Origin of the sequence: Desulfitibacter alkalitolerans DSM 16504, from assembly GCF_000620305.1 — a bacterium.
Classification (GTDB): domain Bacteria; phylum Bacillota; class DSM-16504; order Desulfitibacterales; family Desulfitibacteraceae; genus Desulfitibacter; species Desulfitibacter alkalitolerans.
On record NZ_KK211102.1, the window covers coordinates 391,941 to 408,079 of the forward strand.

The 16,139-nt window shown below is 42.9% G+C and carries 17 protein-coding genes, 1 tRNA gene, 1 other RNA gene and 1 pseudogene; 18 read left to right on the forward strand and 2 right to left on the reverse strand.

Annotated features, from left to right (window positions below):
• Positions 1-128: 128 nt before the first annotated feature.
• The 10 genes from purE (at position 129) to K364_RS0116250 (ending at position 8,265) form a co-directional block, all read left to right on the forward strand.
• A complete protein-coding gene (gene purE, locus K364_RS0116205; protein ID WP_035269942.1) occupies positions 129-590 on the forward strand; it encodes a 5-(carboxyamino)imidazole ribonucleotide mutase in 462 nt (153 codons plus the stop codon).
• Between the two features lies 1 nt (position 591).
• Positions 592-1,719: a 5-(carboxyamino)imidazole ribonucleotide synthase gene (gene purK / locus K364_RS0116210; RefSeq protein ID WP_028308885.1), complete on the forward strand. Its 1,128-nt coding sequence runs from the start codon at positions 592-594 to the stop codon at positions 1,717-1,719.
• A gap of 156 nt (positions 1,720-1,875) precedes the next feature.
• Entirely contained in the window at positions 1,876-2,457 is a 582-nt protein-coding gene (locus tag K364_RS0116215) for a carbon monoxide dehydrogenase beta subunit family protein (RefSeq protein ID WP_035269762.1), read from the forward strand.
• Positions 2,454-3,596, forward strand: a complete 1,143-nt coding sequence (locus tag K364_RS0116220; protein WP_028308887.1) for a transketolase C-terminal domain-containing protein — start codon at positions 2,454-2,456, stop codon at positions 3,594-3,596. The genes K364_RS0116215 and K364_RS0116220 overlap by 4 nt, the downstream gene beginning before the upstream one ends.
• Complete coding sequence (locus K364_RS0116225) at positions 3,593-4,453, forward strand: thiamine pyrophosphate-dependent enzyme (RefSeq protein WP_028308888.1); 861 nt, start codon at positions 3,593-3,595, stop codon at positions 4,451-4,453. The genes K364_RS0116220 and K364_RS0116225 overlap by 4 nt, the downstream gene beginning before the upstream one ends.
• Positions 4,446-5,159 (forward strand): 2-oxoacid:ferredoxin oxidoreductase subunit gamma family protein, encoded by a 714-nt coding sequence (locus tag K364_RS24525; protein ID WP_051534144.1) that lies wholly within the window; start codon positions 4,446-4,448, stop codon positions 5,157-5,159. The genes K364_RS0116225 and K364_RS24525 overlap by 8 nt, the downstream gene beginning before the upstream one ends.
• Positions 5,143-5,337: a 4Fe-4S binding protein gene (locus tag K364_RS0116235; RefSeq protein ID WP_028308889.1), complete on the forward strand. Its 195-nt coding sequence runs from the start codon at positions 5,143-5,145 to the stop codon at positions 5,335-5,337. The genes K364_RS24525 and K364_RS0116235 overlap by 17 nt, the downstream gene beginning before the upstream one ends.
• Before the next feature lie 10 nt (positions 5,338-5,347).
• The gene (locus tag K364_RS0116240; protein WP_035269767.1) at positions 5,348-6,205 is read left to right on the forward strand and encodes a DUF6671 family protein; all 858 of its coding nucleotides are present in this window, start codon (positions 5,348-5,350) and stop codon (positions 6,203-6,205) included.
• 39 nt (positions 6,206-6,244) lie between these two features.
• The gene (locus tag K364_RS24530) at positions 6,245-7,411 is read left to right on the forward strand and encodes a transketolase C-terminal domain-containing protein (RefSeq protein ID WP_035269770.1); all 1,167 of its coding nucleotides are present in this window, start codon (positions 6,245-6,247) and stop codon (positions 7,409-7,411) included.
• Positions 7,412-7,422: 11 nt separating this feature from the next.
• The gene (locus K364_RS0116250; protein ID WP_051534145.1) at positions 7,423-8,265 is read left to right on the forward strand and encodes a thiamine pyrophosphate-dependent enzyme; all 843 of its coding nucleotides are present in this window, start codon (positions 7,423-7,425) and stop codon (positions 8,263-8,265) included.
• A 119-nt stretch (positions 8,266-8,384) separates the two neighbouring features.
• Here K364_RS0116250 and K364_RS0116255 read toward each other — a convergent pair whose 3' ends face one another.
• Positions 8,385-8,567, reverse strand: coding sequence for an aspartyl-phosphate phosphatase Spo0E family protein (locus tag K364_RS0116255; RefSeq protein WP_028308892.1), 183 nt, complete (start codon positions 8,565-8,567; stop codon positions 8,385-8,387).
• A 157-nt stretch (positions 8,568-8,724) separates the two neighbouring features.
• Between K364_RS0116255 and K364_RS0116260 the strand changes: the two genes are divergently transcribed.
• Complete coding sequence (locus K364_RS0116260) at positions 8,725-10,098, forward strand: pyridoxal-phosphate dependent enzyme (RefSeq protein WP_028308893.1); 1,374 nt, start codon at positions 8,725-8,727, stop codon at positions 10,096-10,098.
• Between the two features lie 65 nt (positions 10,099-10,163).
• Here K364_RS0116260 and K364_RS26365 read toward each other — a convergent pair.
• Positions 10,164-10,331 (reverse strand): annotated as a pseudogene (locus K364_RS26365) (thymidine kinase); the annotation flags it as partial.
• A 139-nt stretch (positions 10,332-10,470) separates the two neighbouring features.
• Here K364_RS26365 and K364_RS0116270 point away from each other — a divergent pair.
• The 7 genes from K364_RS0116270 to recR all read left to right on the forward strand — a co-directional run bounded on the left by K364_RS0116270 (position 10,471) and on the right by recR (position 15,897).
• Positions 10,471-10,761 (forward strand): hypothetical protein, encoded by a 291-nt coding sequence (locus tag K364_RS0116270; RefSeq protein ID WP_028308894.1) that lies wholly within the window; start codon positions 10,471-10,473, stop codon positions 10,759-10,761.
• A 338-nt stretch (positions 10,762-11,099) separates the two neighbouring features.
• Complete coding sequence (gene cshA, locus K364_RS24540) at positions 11,100-12,512, forward strand: degradosome RNA helicase CshA (protein ID WP_051534146.1); 1,413 nt, start codon at positions 11,100-11,102, stop codon at positions 12,510-12,512.
• A gap of 233 nt (positions 12,513-12,745) precedes the next feature.
• Positions 12,746-12,837: transfer RNA gene (locus K364_RS0116280), tRNA-Ser, on the forward strand.
• A gap of 25 nt (positions 12,838-12,862) precedes the next feature.
• Positions 12,863-13,129, forward strand: an RNA gene (ffs, locus tag K364_RS26370) — signal recognition particle sRNA large type.
• A 131-nt stretch (positions 13,130-13,260) separates the two neighbouring features.
• A complete protein-coding gene (gene dnaX, locus K364_RS0116285; RefSeq protein ID WP_028308895.1) occupies positions 13,261-14,943 on the forward strand; it encodes a DNA polymerase III subunit gamma/tau in 1,683 nt (560 codons plus the stop codon).
• Between the two features lie 22 nt (positions 14,944-14,965).
• Positions 14,966-15,283, forward strand: coding sequence for a YbaB/EbfC family nucleoid-associated protein (locus K364_RS0116290; RefSeq protein WP_028308896.1), 318 nt, complete (start codon positions 14,966-14,968; stop codon positions 15,281-15,283).
• Positions 15,284-15,294: 11 nt separating this feature from the next.
• A complete protein-coding gene (recR, locus tag K364_RS0116295) occupies positions 15,295-15,897 on the forward strand; it encodes a recombination mediator RecR (protein ID WP_028308897.1) in 603 nt (200 codons plus the stop codon).
• Positions 15,898-16,139 lie beyond the last annotated feature (242 nt).

Below are 16,139 nucleotides of genomic sequence, written 5' to 3' on the forward strand. Positions count from 1 at the left end.
TAAACCTAATGACATAGGAGTGGTAATTAATGCAGCCTATCAATATAAAACCAGCGATTGAGTCCAATCTAGAGCTAAATACTCATAGTGTAGAGGGGAAAACAGTACAACCGCTAGTTTCGGTTATAATGGGCAGCGAATCAGACTGGCCGATAATGAAGGAGGCAGTTCTTGTTTTGGATGAACTTGGAATTCCATACGAGAAAAAAATTGTTTCTGCCCATCGCACTCCTGATTGGTTGTTTAGTTTTGCTGAAAACGCACCGAAGCGGGGGATCATGGTTATTATTGCCGGAGCTGGAGGAGCGGCCCATTTACCAGGAATGGTGGCCGCAAAAACTCTGCTGCCTGTTATTGGAGTGCCTATCCCTTCTGCTCACCTTCAGGGTCTGGACTCGTTGCTGTCCATTGTCCAAATGCCTGCTGGGGTACCGGTAGCCACCATGGCTATCGGTGTCTGGGGAGCGAAAAATGCTGCTATTCTTGCCGCTCAAATTATAGCTGTGCGTAACGAAGAACTTACTGTAAAGCTGGCTGATCGTCGGGACAAGGCAGCACGGCAGGTTCTGGATAAAGGGGAGTGGTCTTGAGATGCCGGGCAAGGTAATACTCCCAGGGTCCACTATTGGCATCCTGGGGGGCGGTCAATTAGGAAGAATGACAGCCATTGAAGGCAGAAAAATGGGGTACCGTATTATCTGCCTGGATCCCACCCCCGGCTGCCCTTGCGGCCAGGTGGCTGATGATCAGATTGTGGCTGGTTTGGATGATTTGGCAGCAGCAATAAGGTTGGCGGAGAAAACAGATGTACTCATATACGAGTTTGAAAATATTGATATCCGGTTAGTTGAAGAGCTGGAGAAAAACTATTATTTGCCGCAAAAAAGCCATATTCTGGCTGTCGCACAAAACCGTATTCAGGAAAAACAGCAATTGGAAAAAGCTGGCTTTCCTGTGGCGCCGTTTGTTATTGTCAAAAACACAGAAGATCTGAAGAAAGGGACTGCACAGATTGGGTATCCCAGTGTGCTGAAAATAGCCACAGGGGGATATGACGGAAAAGGTCAGCTTGTTCTATATAATCCTCAGGATTTTAGTAAAGCAGAGTCCTTAGTCCAATCCAGTGATAGTATATGGGTTTTGGAGAAAAAGATTTCTTTTACCCAGGAAATTTCAGTTATCATAGGCAGGGAAGAAACAGGGGGAATGGCCGTTTATCCGGTGTCGGAAAATATACACCGTGAAAACATTCTCTACATTACTGTTGTTCCGGCCCGCATTTCTCCACAAAGGGAGTCCATGGCCGTGGAAATTGCCCGGGGGATTGCCCAGTACTTTAAGGTAGTAGGGGTGTTGGCCGTGGAGTTTTTTGTTACCCCTCAAGGCTTACTGGTCAACGAAATAGCGCCCCGTCCCCACAATTCAGGGCATTATACGTTGGACGCATGTTTTACTTCCCAGTTTGAACAGTTAATTCGCGCTACCTGCGGGCTGCCTTTGGGGTCCACGCAATTGATGACCCCGGCGGTCATGATAAACATACTGGGAAGCGATATGCCAAAGATATTAGAAAATATACCCAATTTTTCAGGAGACGTAAAAATTTACCTGTATGGCAAAAGCGGCATCCCGGCACCTAAACGGAAGATGGGGCACCTGCTTATTAAGATAGATTATTCGGAGCAGATAGACGAGATAATAAAAACATTTTTAGGATGATGGGCAGTGGTGTACCTGACCGGACCTAAGGGGATGAGACAGTAAAGTTTTTTTATAAAAAGTTGTTCAAACAAAGCATATGGTATGGTTTCTGTGATGGGTTTTGCTTTCGGTTACAGGAGCTTACTAATATCAGATTATGTAGGGGGAATGAAAATGTCAGCAAATTTGTATCAAGTTCAGTCGGGGCCGGAAGGGTATCTGCCGCCGGCAGCCGCTTCAATGGGGGTAATGCTTCCCGGGGAAGGGGAATCACTGGTGGAAGGCAGGATAGTTCCGGAAGAAGAAGCCATGAAAAAAATAGCCGAGAAAATCTTATCGGCCAAAAATCCGGTCTTTTTTCCCGGCCCGCTGATTCTTTGGGCTTGGAAGGAAGGAGTAGCGGAAAAAGCCAAGGCGATTAAGAAATTAGCAGAGACTGCCGGCGCCAAAATAATCCCCATGCCGGATTACCGGCCTAAATACCCCATGATTAACCCGGCGGTGGAAATCAACCCTAACCACCCCAATTTAACCATCTGGCATAACAAAATAGATGTCTGCGTATTTGTAGGCGTCCACTGTCACTATGCCAATGTGGCTCTTAAGATAATCAGGGGAGGCACGGATTGCTACACCATCGCCCTCTGCGGGGAAGTAGGACATGAAGATGCCATGATTACTTTACGAAGTGCAGGGCTGGCAGAGATCAGCAAGCTCACGGATATTATCAGCCAGATGAGGGAGGAGATTAAATGATCCAACAAAAAATCGTAGAACCCGAACACCTCTTTTTTCAGGCCGAAAGGGAAAAAATGTTTATTACCGGGAGTGAGGCAGTCAAAGAAGCCATTAAAAGGGCTAATGTAGACATGGCTATCTCTTATCCCATCACCCCGCAATCAGAAAGTATGCATTTGGTAGGGGATATATATGCCGAGGGATACCTTAGGGAATACTTTCGCGGCGAAAACGAGTTTGCCGTGATGTCGGCAGTGGCCGGTGCCTCCATGGGGGGTGTGCGGGTGTTTACTGCCACAGGCGGACCTGGAACTTTGCGGGCTTTTGAAGCATTTTCGACCTGGGCCGGCGCAAGGCTGCCCATTGTCTGTGCTTTTATGACCAGAGGGGTGAATTCTCCACTGACTATCCAGCCGGATACCATTGAAATGTCTTTCATGCTGGATACTGGGATTATTATGCTGCACGCTGAAGACGCCCAGGATCTTTATGAAATGATTTTAAAGGCTTTTGTTATTGCTGAAAAAACTGATGTTCATATTCCAGTCGGGGTGTTTGCCGATGGCTTTTTTGTGACCCATACCAGAGATAAGGTTGAGGTAGCGCCGCCTGACATCAAGCTGCCCCCATATGACCCATATAGTGCACCGGTACCGGTCATGGATATGGAAAATGTGCCGGTAAGGCAAATGAGAGATCCTTTTGTAATGAAGAGCAACTTTATCAGTTATGCAGCACATGCCTCCTGGCAGCAGGAAATCTCGGCAGCGGCAGAGAGGGCCGTAAAGTATATTGATAAGAATCTGGGCGGACTGCTAGAGGTGGAATATGCAGATGCTGATATTCTTGTCATAACTTCCGGCACAGCCGTATCCCAGAGCCGTGAAGCCATTGCTCAGGCTCGCAAGTTGGGCTTGAACGTGGGATTAGTAAAAATTAAGAGTATTCGTCCTTTTCCAGAGGAGGAAATAAAGAAGCTCACGCGAAAGGCAAAGGTTGTGATAGTTCCCGAATTTAACCGGGTGGGCTGGCTGTGCAGAGAAATAAAGGCAGTCGTAGAGGATAATACCAAGGTCCTGGGCGGCCCCAGGGTTTTTGGCGGCATGACCATGCCCCCGGAATTGATTCTATCGGAAATCAGGAGGTGTACGAAGTGAGTAAAAGTATTTTCAAAATTTCACCCGGCTTTGAAGACATCATGCCTATAGAATACCGGGAACTAATAGAGCAGGGGGCTTATGAGAAAAACACTGGGTTCTCCGACCTGGGAACCTTCAAAGAACTTTTGGAAGAGCACCCCCTTTGTGCGGGCTGTGGGCTGGCCTTGTCCCTGCGCCTGATCCTGGCTGCTTTGCCTAACCCTGAAGATACAGTTATCGTGGGCTCCACTGGATGCAGTGCATTGGCCTTTCCCCAGGTGGCGATCCACAACATTCATTCCCTTTTCGGCAACCAGAATGCTGTGGCGTCAGGATTAAAGAGAGCGTTGAAATTAAGGTTTCCTGGGAAAATCAAGGATGTAGTAGTTATAGCTGGTGACGGGGCTACCGCTGATATCGGTCTGGACATGGTAATGCAGTCATGGTTTAGAAGGGAAAATATCACCACCATAATGCTGGACAATGAAGCATATGCCAACACTGGCGGACAGGAAAGCGGCATGTCACCTGAAGGGACAGTCCTCAACATGGCTCCCACAGGGAAGAAATTTCCTAAAATATCTTTGCCCGAGATTGCCCGGGAGTCCGGGTGCCCTTATGCGGCGGCAATCTCGCCGTCTAAGCCCAGACGCCTGGAGAAAATGGTCAGGAGATCCATCCTGGTGGCCAGAGAAATAGGCCCCACCTATCTGCAGGTCTTCTGCCCCTGTCCCACCAACTTTAAGTTTAAACCAGGGGAAACAATCGAAAGAATAAAGAAACGTGAAAAAGACGGGACTTATCAGAGCAAGGAGTACATTAGTCCTGCGGCCCAGGAACTTTTGAACAGACTGGAGGGAACAGACAATGAGTGAAAAAATATCCATTAGGATGTCCGGTTTGGGCGGTCAGGGTGTAGTTACTGCTGCCCATATTCTGGGCACGGCTGCTACCCGGGACGGGAAAGAAAGTACTGTTAATCCGTTCTTTGGGGCTGAAAAAAGGTTGGCCCCGGCTGAAAGTTATGTGCGCATTTCCACGGAACGTATCTACGAAAGGGGCGAGGTTCTTTTCCCTAATATTATTATGATTTTTCATCCTGACGTAATTACCCTGGGTAAATGCTACACCATGCCCTTCTTTGACGGGCTGCAGCCAGGAGGCAAAGTGCTCATCAATGCTGACGCACCCCTGGAGCTTAACGGGGATGACCTGGAGAAATTAACACAGCTAAACGCTCAAATATATTATATTCCTGCCACCAGTATTGCCGTTGAAGTAGGAGGTACTGAACTGTCCACCAACATGGCGATGCTGGGCGGGTTAATGGGCATTGCTGATCTGGTCTCCTACGAGGCCCTCAAAGAGTCTTTACAGGAAAGATTTGGCGGCAGCAAATTTATAGCCTCTGGAACTACCGCTGCCCTTGACGATGTCCTGAAGAGCAAATACGAAAAAGTAGCCCAATTGGTTGAAAAAAATACGGAAGTAATTGAAAAGGCCGCTGTTGCTGTTAAGAAGTACCACTTTAGCAGTCAGGCGGAAGGTGGGAGGGAAAACAACTGTGTATGTTGCGGCTAAGGTAATAGAAGAAAAATGCAGCGGGTGCAAATTGTGTATCTTTACTTGTCCTGACCCAAATGTAATTAGATTTGTTAAAGTCAATAAAAAAGTGGAAGTGGATGAAAACCGCTGCAAAGGCTGTGGGCTGTGTGTAGCTGTTTGCTCTAAACAAGCTCTTACGATTAGCAATATATAGGTGGGCAGTCATGGCTGGAGTCAGTTCCTTTTTTGAAGGGCGGCGTGTTGTTCTTCTTACCAAACACAGGAAAGAGCAGGTTATCAAGCCCATTCTGGAAAAAGCTACGGGCTGTAAGATTATTGTTGAAACGGGATTTGATACCGATCAGCTTGGCACCTTTACCCGGGAAATCAGCAGGCCGGGGTCCCAGTTGGACGCCGCCAGGCTAAAAGCAGAGAAAGGGATGAAATTAGCCGGCATAGACATTGGGCTTGCCAGCGAGGGAAGCTTTAATTCCCATCCATTAATACCTTTTGTGCCTTGGAATGTGGAAATTGTTTTGCTGATAGACCAAAAAGAAAAATTGGAAATCTGCGGACAATGTGCCAATAGTGAAACCAATTATGATCACAAAATGATAACCAGCTTGCAGGAAGCCGAGGAATTTGCCCGCAAGGCGGGGTTTCCGGAGCACTGGCTGGCCCTGCGGCCGGATAATGAACGGCATCAATCTGTGGTTAAGGGCATTAGTACATGGGAGCACTTGAAAGACGCGGTTAGGTGGGGGCTTGCCAAATCGGCGGCCGGAATAGTTTTTCTGGAGACCGATATGCGAGCTCACGCCAACCCGACCAGAATGCGCAATATTCAAAAAGCTGCAGAAGATTTGGTGGAAAAAATCAAACAGCAATGCCCCCATTGCGCCACCCCCGGTTTTTCAGTGACCAGCGTGCAAAGGGGATTGCCTTGTGAAGGGTGCGGTCACCCTACTGAGGAAATAAAGGTCAGAGTTTCTACCTGTAAAAGATGCAGTTTTTCCAGAGAAGAAAAAGCAGATGAAAGAGAGCGTGCACCGGCGGGACGATGTCCATACTGTAATCCTTAAACCCGGTGCAGCAATTGTCAAGTAAAGGAGAACAGAAAAATGAGCAAAAAACAGCGTGTGGTTGACCCGGCCCATCTTTTTTTTGAAGCTGCCCGGGAGCCAGCTTTCATAACTGGCAGCCAGGCAGTGGCGGAAGCGGTCAAAAGAGCCAATGTAGATATGGCTATTGCTTACCCCATTACCCCGCAAAGCGAAAGCATGCAGCTGGTTGGCGAATTGCATGCCAAGGGGTTTATAAAAGATTATTACAGGGGAGAAAATGAATTTGCCGTGATGGCTGCCATTCATGGGGCCTCCCTGGGTGGTGGGCGAGTTTTCACCGCCACCAGCGGGCCGGGCACTTTGCGAGCCATGGAGATGTTTCCGGTTTGGGCAGGCTCTCGCCAGCCTATTGTTTGTGCTTTTATGTGTCGAGGTGTTTCCCTGCCCCCGTCCATACAGCCGGAAAATATTGAAATGGGAATGCTTCTTGATACCGGAATGTTGATGTTCCACGCCGAAAATGGACAAGACTTTTTCGATATGATCCTGCAATCGTATGTAATAGCCGAACAAACGGATGTTCATTTGCCTGCTGGTGTATTTGTTGATGGCTTCTTTGTCACCCATACCCGAGATAAGGTAATGCTTCCATCAGAAGAAGAGATACTGCCTTGTTATGATCCGTCACGGGCGCCGGTTCCTCCCTTGGATATGGAAAACCCACCCATCCGAACAATAAGGGATCCTTTGTTAAACAAAAGTAATTTCATTAGTTACGCGGCAAATGCCAGCTGGCACCAGGAAGTACTGGCAGCTTCGGAACGAGCTCGTAAATATATTCACAAATATATGAACGGTCTGCTGGAAGTGGAAAACCCTCAAGCCCGGATATTTCTTGCAGCGTCCGGCACGGCAGTTTCCCAGTGCCGGGAGGCTTTGCGGGATTTACAGGGTGAAGGGATAGACGTTGGCCTGATTAAGATTAAATCCATCAGACCGTTTCCAGTGAAAGAATTGGAGGCTGCCGCTAATGCTGCAGAGTTAATTGTTGTACCGGAATTCAATGCTGGCGGCTGGCTGGCCAGGGAAATCAAGGCATGCTTGGATTATAACAGCAGGGTTGTTGCGGGCCCAAGGGTATTCGGAGGCATGACAATGCCCAAAGAATTAATTATTAGTGAAGTAAAAAAAGCTTTGTCCCGCAAAATTGCAGGCCGGATTTAGAGAGGTGACATATGTCCAATAAAATTATTACTCCCGTTGAGGAGTTCATTGATATTTTGCCGCAGGAGTATAAAGACTTGGTAACTCAAGGTCCATACTTTGAAAACACAGGTATTTCTAAGCTGGGCAGTTTCAAGGAAATTGTGGAGGAACATCCCCACTGTGCTGGATGCGGTGTGGCCTTGGGTATTCGTCTGTCTGCAGCTGCACTGCCAGCGCCTGCAGATACAGTAATTGTGGGAACCCCAGGATGTTCATTTTTTGGGCTGGCCCAGACAGCAGTAAATTATGCTACATCTGCTTTTGGCAACCAGAATGCCGTGGCTTCCGGGTTAAAAAGAATCTTAAAAATCCGCTTCCCCGACAGGGTCAAAGACGTGGTGGTACTGGTAGGTGATGGGGGACTGGCTGACATTGGTCTGGATCTGACCCTCCACTCCTGGTTCAGGCAGGAAAAGATCACTACTATAATGGTAGATAACGAATTATACGGCAATACCGGGGGACAGGAAAGCGGCATGAGCAAACAGGGTCAGCTATTGAGCATGGCACCCAAGGGGAAGTCTTTTCCTAAGATACCAATTTATGAAATGGCAAAGATTTCTGGATGTGTATACTGCGTACGGGTGACGGTGGCCAGTCCCCAAAAGGTAGCCCGGGCTGTGAGGTCTGCTATAATAATTGCCAGGGAAGTGGGTCCTACCTATGTCCAGGTATATACGCCGTGCCCTACTAATATGAAGTTCCCCCCTGATAAAACTATTGAAACGGCCAGAAAGGCAGAACAAGAATATTATTCGTTTGAGGAGTATATTACCGATGAGGCTGCTCGTTATTTGGAACAGTATGAATAGGGCTCCTGAACAGGTTTTTGATTGGCAAAAAGGAAAAAATTCTTAAATGACAAATATTAATATCATTACCAAAAAGGATAGCAAGGAGCCTACTGTAAGGTAGCCTCTTTTGCTATCTTTTATTCTTTTGATGAGTTTTCTTTTATAAGAAGATAATATTCTGTTAAGAATTTATCCAACTCCTGACTTTTTTTGACAACCTCATGGCTGGTTAACAACTCGCCATCAGCGGTAATTTTTTCAAGTTCCCTTCTAAGCAGCTCAATTGTCTCTAAAAAAGCTTTGATTTTTTCTTCCTTCATTTTTATTCTGCACACCTCCAGGCATAGATTGCCCCAAGATTAAGCTCAATATCCCAGTGCAACTGCAATTATGTGTTAATTAGCTGGAGGGTTATCAAATAATGTGGCGAATGGTTAAATTGTGGCCATTTTTATATGTACACTATAGGAGGTGCTTATGAGTAAAAGTATTGTTGTCAATATGGTAGGTAAAACACCTTTGGTAAGAGCAGAGAAGCTTGAAAGCAAGCTGGGCATATCAAAAATCTATCTTAAGCTTGAAGGAAATAATCCGTCGGGCCAGAGAATAGATAGACTAACTTATTTACTTATAAAAGATGCCATGGACATTAACAAGAGGACCATATGTACAGGAACAGACGGTGCTTTGGCTAAATCTCTAGCCTTAATCTCTCAGCAGTATGATATTGAATGTGTCTTTATTTGTAACGTTAACAGTAGGGTATTTAAAGGCAAGGAGTTTCAAAGAGATAATATAAGAATCATCCAGCATGGTCATAAACAATCTGATTGTATTGCTTACAGTAAGGAATTATGTGCTAAAAATGGATGGTATAATGCAACGTTAGGTTTGGAGAATAACATCTTAAACATGACAGCTCTATCATTCATATCAGATGAGCTCCACAGCCAGGTTAAGGGGGAAATAGATACTGTATTTTCACTAATGAGTTATGGCTTTTCTGTTGCAGGAATGAGTTTGGGCTTTAGGCAGTTGTGGATAAACAAGAAGATAAAGAAGCTGCCCAGGCTGTATAACTGTACTATTAATTATGGTAATGTAATCTATGAATCCTTTAAAAAGAAGAGCTTAAAAATCATTCCAATAGAAGATGCTCATGTAGAAATCAATAAATACAACAGACACCTGCTAAATTTCAACAGCTCTATAGCTCAGGACGCCCTGGATTCAATATATGATGCTAATGGCATAATAACTGGAATCAGTCAGGAGGAATTAATAAGATATACTAATATCTTTAAACAAGTAGAAAATATCAGGTTTAGTACAGAACAAGGATATGCCATTGCCGGCTTTATGAAGGAGTTAGAAAAAGGGAATCTATCAAAGGGAAATCATGTTATCCTACTAAATGATGGACGTGTGAATTTAACTGTCAGGAAGGTTGAAAGAGATGAAATTGATATTTCCATTGACGAACTTGTTTCATTAATGGATGAATGGTTGATGGAATATACAGATCCCAGGTGTGAGATAAGAGAAGCATTACATGCAGCTTTTGAAAAAGGGTTTGTATTAATGGCCTACTACAATGGTGAACTAGCAGGGATCTCAGTAGTAATACATACAGGCTTTGAGGATTTTATACCAACTTATCATCTTGGGTATATAGCTACTAAAAGAACAATAAAGGGGAGAGGTATAGCTACCCAGCTTCTAAATAAGGCTATTGAGCTGTCAGGGGGTAAAATATCTCTGCATGTTGCAAAGGATAATAACAGGGCCATTAAGCTATATGAAAAAATGGGATTCGAAAAAGCATATATTAGAATGATATATAAACCATAGCAGTTGCCACAATTCTTGACTGTTTCAAGAATGTCTATGGTATTATCTATGGCTATTGCTGATTAGCTAATACCAATCCGAGATGCTACTTCACCCCTGCCGAACCTATCATCAATGGAAGGTGTAAAGATTATAACCTTCCTGTTTTGCTCCTCATAATTATGTGCTATCATTAGAAGCTGAGCTGATTTAGAAGCATTCATCTGCCCATAGCGAAAGAATAGTTGGGCCATACTGTTAACTCCTTTAGTGAAAGTGTATAATAGATAGAGCATGGAAAGCCTATTTTCGATTATATCATAATTTGGATTTTTTTAAATGAAGTTTTCAAAGGTTCACACAAATACCTATAGAGATAGGGGGAATTAACTCATGACAAATTTTGTAGTTATTATAGCTGCTACTATTATGGTTTTTGTACTTTTTACATGGTTTTTGGGTAAAATATTTAAGTCCAATAGGTTCTTTAAATTTATTCCGTCCTTTGTAGCTCTTTTTGTGGCAGTCTATAATATTTATATAGCTAATATTTCCCCGGGTGATTTTGAGAACCTGGCCAGGGGACTTCTTGCTATTATCCTGTTAGCTGGGGCAGTGTCAGGGGTTATAACAGCATTTATAATAGACCACTTCATGCCGTATTTTGCCAGAAAAACTCGTTAAAAGTTAGTTAACATATGTACTAAGGAGTAATTTTAGGATTTACAATTAAGGTTAAGTTTTGTATAGGCTCTGCAATAGGCTCTGCAATAGGCTCTGCAATTCAAATAATAGTTGTATTATTTTTTGTTCTAAGGTATTATCAAGTGTAGGGCATTTCATTAAAAATATGAAATGCCCTTTAATAGTGGGAAATGGCCATTATTATAAATAAATGGCTTGTAGTGCATCATATAAAGAAAGTTACTATTAAATAGCATATTAAGCAGCATAACCGATTGATTATATATAGATGCACCAAAAGGCAAGTAAAGAATAAAAATTTAAGAGGAGATAGAAACATGCCAACATTTTATGAAATGGGTTTAAGCCACCCAGTAATTCAGGCCACTACAAATATGGGTTTTGAGGAAGCTACTCCAATACAAGAGCAGGCAATTCCAGCTGCCATGGCTGGTCGAGATATTATAGGTCAAGCACAAACAGGCACAGGAAAAACAGCGGCCTTTGGTATTCCTTTGGTAGAGAAAATGGATGCTGATAATGGGAAAACCCAGGGTATTGTAATCTGCCCCACAAGGGAGCTGGCGGTACAGGTTGCCGAGGAATTAAACAGGATAGGGCAGTTTAAAGGTATTCGTGCTCTACCTATTTATGGTGGACAGGATATAAATAGGCAAATAAGGTCTCTTAAAAACAGGCCCCAAATCATAGTTGGAACCCCTGGGCGCTTAATGGATCATATGCAAAGAAAGACCCTGAGGCTTAACCAGATAGAAATGGTTGTGCTGGATGAAGCAGACGAAATGCTAAATATGGGTTTTTTAGAGGACATTGAAAATATTCTTAAAGAGATCCCCTTAGAAAGGCAGACATTGCTCTTTTCAGCTACCATGCCTAAACCCATACAGAATCTTGCCAATCAATTTTTAAAAAACCCTGAATTTATTAAGATAAAGACAAAAGAAGTAACTGTTCCAAACACTGAGCAGCATTACTATGAGGTTCAGGAGAAGCAAAAATTTGATGTTCTTTGCAGGCTTTTAGATATTCAGTCTCCTGAATTGGCAATAATATTTGGCAGAACCAAGAGACGTGTGGATGAGCTTTTTGAAGCTTTAAATAAACGTGGATACTCAGCTGAGGGGATCCATGGAGATTTAACACAAGCAAGACGTAACAGTGTTTTGCGTCACTTTAAAGAGGGGATTATTGATATTTTGGTAGCAACTGATGTTGCAGCCAGGGGGTTAGATATTAGTGGAGTCACCCACGTTTATAACTTTGATATTCCACAGGATCCCGAAAGTTATGTGCATAGGATTGGTCGTACTGGACGTATAGGCAGAGCCGGCCTTGCCGTCACCCTTGTAACCCCAAGAGAGTTAAATCATCTAAGACTAATTGAACAATTAACCAACAGAAAAATGATTCGCAAGCCCATACCAACATTAAATGAAGCAATAGAAGGTCAGCAAAGAATTGCAGTAGAAAAACTAATGCGTGCTGTTGAAGAAGGAAACCTTCATCCATATAATCAGCTTGCAGAGGACCTGTTAGAGGCAAATGACTCAGTAACTCTATTATCTGCTGCCATAAAGCTGTTGACCAAGGAAACAGACACAATCCCAGTTAAGCTAACTGAAGAGGCTCCCCTTCGCCAAAAAAGAACTGACAATAAACGTGGATATGGACCGAGACGAGAAGGGCCGTATGGCAATAAGAAACATAAACAACCACAAAAAAGACGTTAGTATTATTCAAGTACATCTTTTGAAAAAATTTGAAAAGTACCATGGCATGTAATGAGTGATATGACTACTATATGACAACTATTTACAGGCATTAAGGTGGGCATCCATCTTGACAAAAGATACTCAAGGTGATAATATCTTTAGGTAGCTTATCTACTAGGCTTGTTTTCGAAGATTACGAAGAATGACAAAGAAATAATGATAAGATAACTATAATAAAAGATTATTTTAGTGGAGAGATGGCTGAGTCTGGCTGAAGGCGCTCGCCTGGAAAGCGGGTGTACCTTAACGGGTACCGTGGGTTCAAATCCCACTCTCTCCGCCATTAATTTTACTATTGTGAGTTTTGACCGTGCTAGGCGGGGAGGTAGCGGTGCCCTGTACCTACAATCCGCTATAGTAGGGCTGATGCCTAATCCAAGGGTTTGTTCTGTTGGGGACTGAGCCTCAAAAGTGGTGTTGATCATCAGGTCCTACGCAACGGAAACTCATGAACCCCGTCAGGTCCGGAAGGAAGCAGCGGTAAGTGATTATTTTCGTGTGCCGTAGGGCAGCCTGATAGTAGCTAACTATGGGGTTGACGCCTGGGAGAGCAATATTCGAAGATAGGTGCACGGTCTTAAATATTGTATTTTTAAAAATCTTAGGTTTTAGGACCTAGGATTTTTAGTTTAGCCTAGAAAAACTGCAATTTTCATGCTGTTCTGGTATAATTACTATTAGGGACTTTACTTAGGGTGGTGGTATAGTGAGTTACGTTGCTCTTTATAGAAAATGGAGACCACAGGATTTTAATGAATTAGTGGGACAAAACCATGTTAGCAGAACACTGCAAAATGCACTATCGGCAAATAGGCTTTCCCATGCTTACTTGCTTTGCGGACCAAGGGGTACTGGCAAAACTACTACGGCAAAGATTATTGCCAAGGCTGTTAATTGTTTAAGTCCTAAAAACGGCGAGCCGTGCAATGAATGTGCTTCTTGTGATGCCATTAACTCAGGAAATTCCCTTGATGTTCTTGAGATAGATGGAGCATCTAATAGGGGGATAGATGAGATTAGAGATTTAAGAGAGAAGGTAAATTTAGCACCTGCTCTTAGCAAATACAAGGTTTATATCATAGATGAAGTACATATGCTAACTACTGAAGCCTTTAATGCTTTGCTAAAAACCTTAGAGGAACCACCTGAGTATGTAATTTTTATTTTTGCCACAACAGAACCCCATAAGCTGCCGGCCACAATTCTATCAAGGTGCCAACGTTTTGACTTTCGCAGGCTTGACCCTGGGATAATCGTTAATCGTTTAGAGGAAATATGTGAAAAAAGCGGTATTGACTACCATAGAGAAGGATTGGTTATTATTGCCCGATTGGCCCAGGGAGGCATGAGGGACGCCCTGAGTTTAATGGATCAGTGTCTTTCTTATGGGGAACAAAAGCTTACAGTACAGCAAATCAATGAAGCCCTTGGCATCGTTGCAACTGACTATGTTGCAGATGTAGTAAACCTATTAATTTCCAAAGATATTAAACAATTAATAAACAGGTTGAATATGATAGTAAAGGAAGGTAAGGATATTAGGCAATTTGCCAATCAACTGCTGGATTATTTTAGAGACCTAATAATATATAAAACCTGTGGTGAGGAGCTCCTCATTCATACCATAGAAGATAAGAAAGAATTCTTTTTGAAGCATAATCAGATTAGTGTGGGTGATCTAGACTATGCCATTACATGCATTAATAAAGCTGAAACAGAAATGAGATGGAGCAACAACCCCAGGCTTCTTATGGAAATGGCGTTTTTTAAATATATCTTTCGAGAAGAAACTTCCATGGATTCTTCCATGAATACTATGAATATTATTATAGAAAGAATCAGTAACTTAGAAAATGAAATGAAAAGGCTTAAGGAAAATCAACAAACAAGCCATGTACAAAGGCCGCAAGCTAGAACTGATAGTGGAAATATACCCAAGGGGCATGTTCAAAAAGAGCTTGCAAAAGAGCCTGTATTTAAAGAGGAAAAGACTGCACCCAGAGCCTCATCTGATGAAAATAGAAGTGTCAATGCAGGTGAATTATCTTTAAGCTTAGTAAAAGAATCTTGGAGCAAAGTGCTGGAAATAGTTAAAAAGAATAAAGTTACCACCCATGCTTTCCTGGTGGAGGGTACACCCGTAAAATATGGGGATGGATGCCTTATGATTCAGTTCCATCCTAGCCACTCTTTTCATAAAGAAAAGTTAGAGCAAGAAGAAAACAAACAGATAATTGAAGATGCCCTGGCTTATTTATTCAAAGAACGGGTTAAAATAAGATGTATTACAGCTTCTAATGAAGACAAGGAAAAAGATGTTAAAGATGGTGATTTGGTGGAAGCAGCCATCAAAATTTTTGGTGGTAATGTTATAGAAGTAAAAGATTAGAAATTAAGGAGGATTTTATACAATGGGAATGGCAAATATGGGTAAAATGATGAAGCAGGTTCAAAAAATGCAGGAGCAAATGAAAAAAATGCAGGAAGAAATTGAACAAAGAACAGTTGAGGCAACTGCTGGTGGAGGAGCAGTAAAGGTTGTAGCAAATGGCAAGCAGCAAATAGTGTCCATAGAGATTTCCCCGGATGCAGTTGACCCTGAAGATGTGGAAATGCTTCAGGATATGATACTAGCTGCAGTTAATGAATCCATTCAAAAAACTCAGGAAATGATGCAGGATGAAATGAAAAAGATAACAGGCGGTCTTAATATTCCAGGATTGTTTTAGGAGTTGAGAACTTGTTTGAGTTTGCAAAGCCAGTAGCAAAGCTTATTAAGGAATTAAATAAACTGCCAGGAATTGGACCCAAAACAGCACAAAGATTGGCTTTTCATATACTGGAGTACACTGAAAAAGAAGTACAGAGCTTAACAGAAGCAATTATTGAGGCCAAGACCTCTATAAAGCTATGTTCTCAATGCTGCAACCTAACAGATATGGATCCATGCATTACTTGTATAGCTGATAATAGAGATAAAGAGATTATTTGTGTAGTTGAAGATCCTAGAGATGTTGCTGCACTAGAAAGAACTAGAGAGTATAAGGGCTTATATCATGTGCTCCATGGCGTTATTTCACCCATGGACAATGTGGGCCCAGAAAAGTTAAGGATAAAGGAATTATTACAAAGACTAGAGGGTGGTCAAGTTAAAGAAATAGTAATGGCTACCAATCTAACTGTTGAAGGGGAGGCGACAGCCATGTATATTGCTCGCTTGATTCATCCCCTTGGAATAAAAGTCACAAGAATAGCTCATGGAATACCAGTAGGAGGTGACCTGGAATATGCAGATGAGGTCACTCTTGCAAGGGCATTTGAAGGAAGAAGGAGCATGATTTGAACATAGAATAAGTCCGCAGTAAGTCTTTGAAACTGTGGACTTATTATTCTATCAGGCGAAAAAAGTCGGATAATTTTTTTAGTTTTAGGCAGGAATCAAAAGGGAGAGTATATAATTAATATTATAAACAACTGTTCTATAAAGAACATTTGTTTTACTAAAAGGTCATGACTCATGAAAATGATTTTTTTTAAATAAGGGCCTGCAGGATTAACTGCATAAACATGGGCAATTTGGCGAAG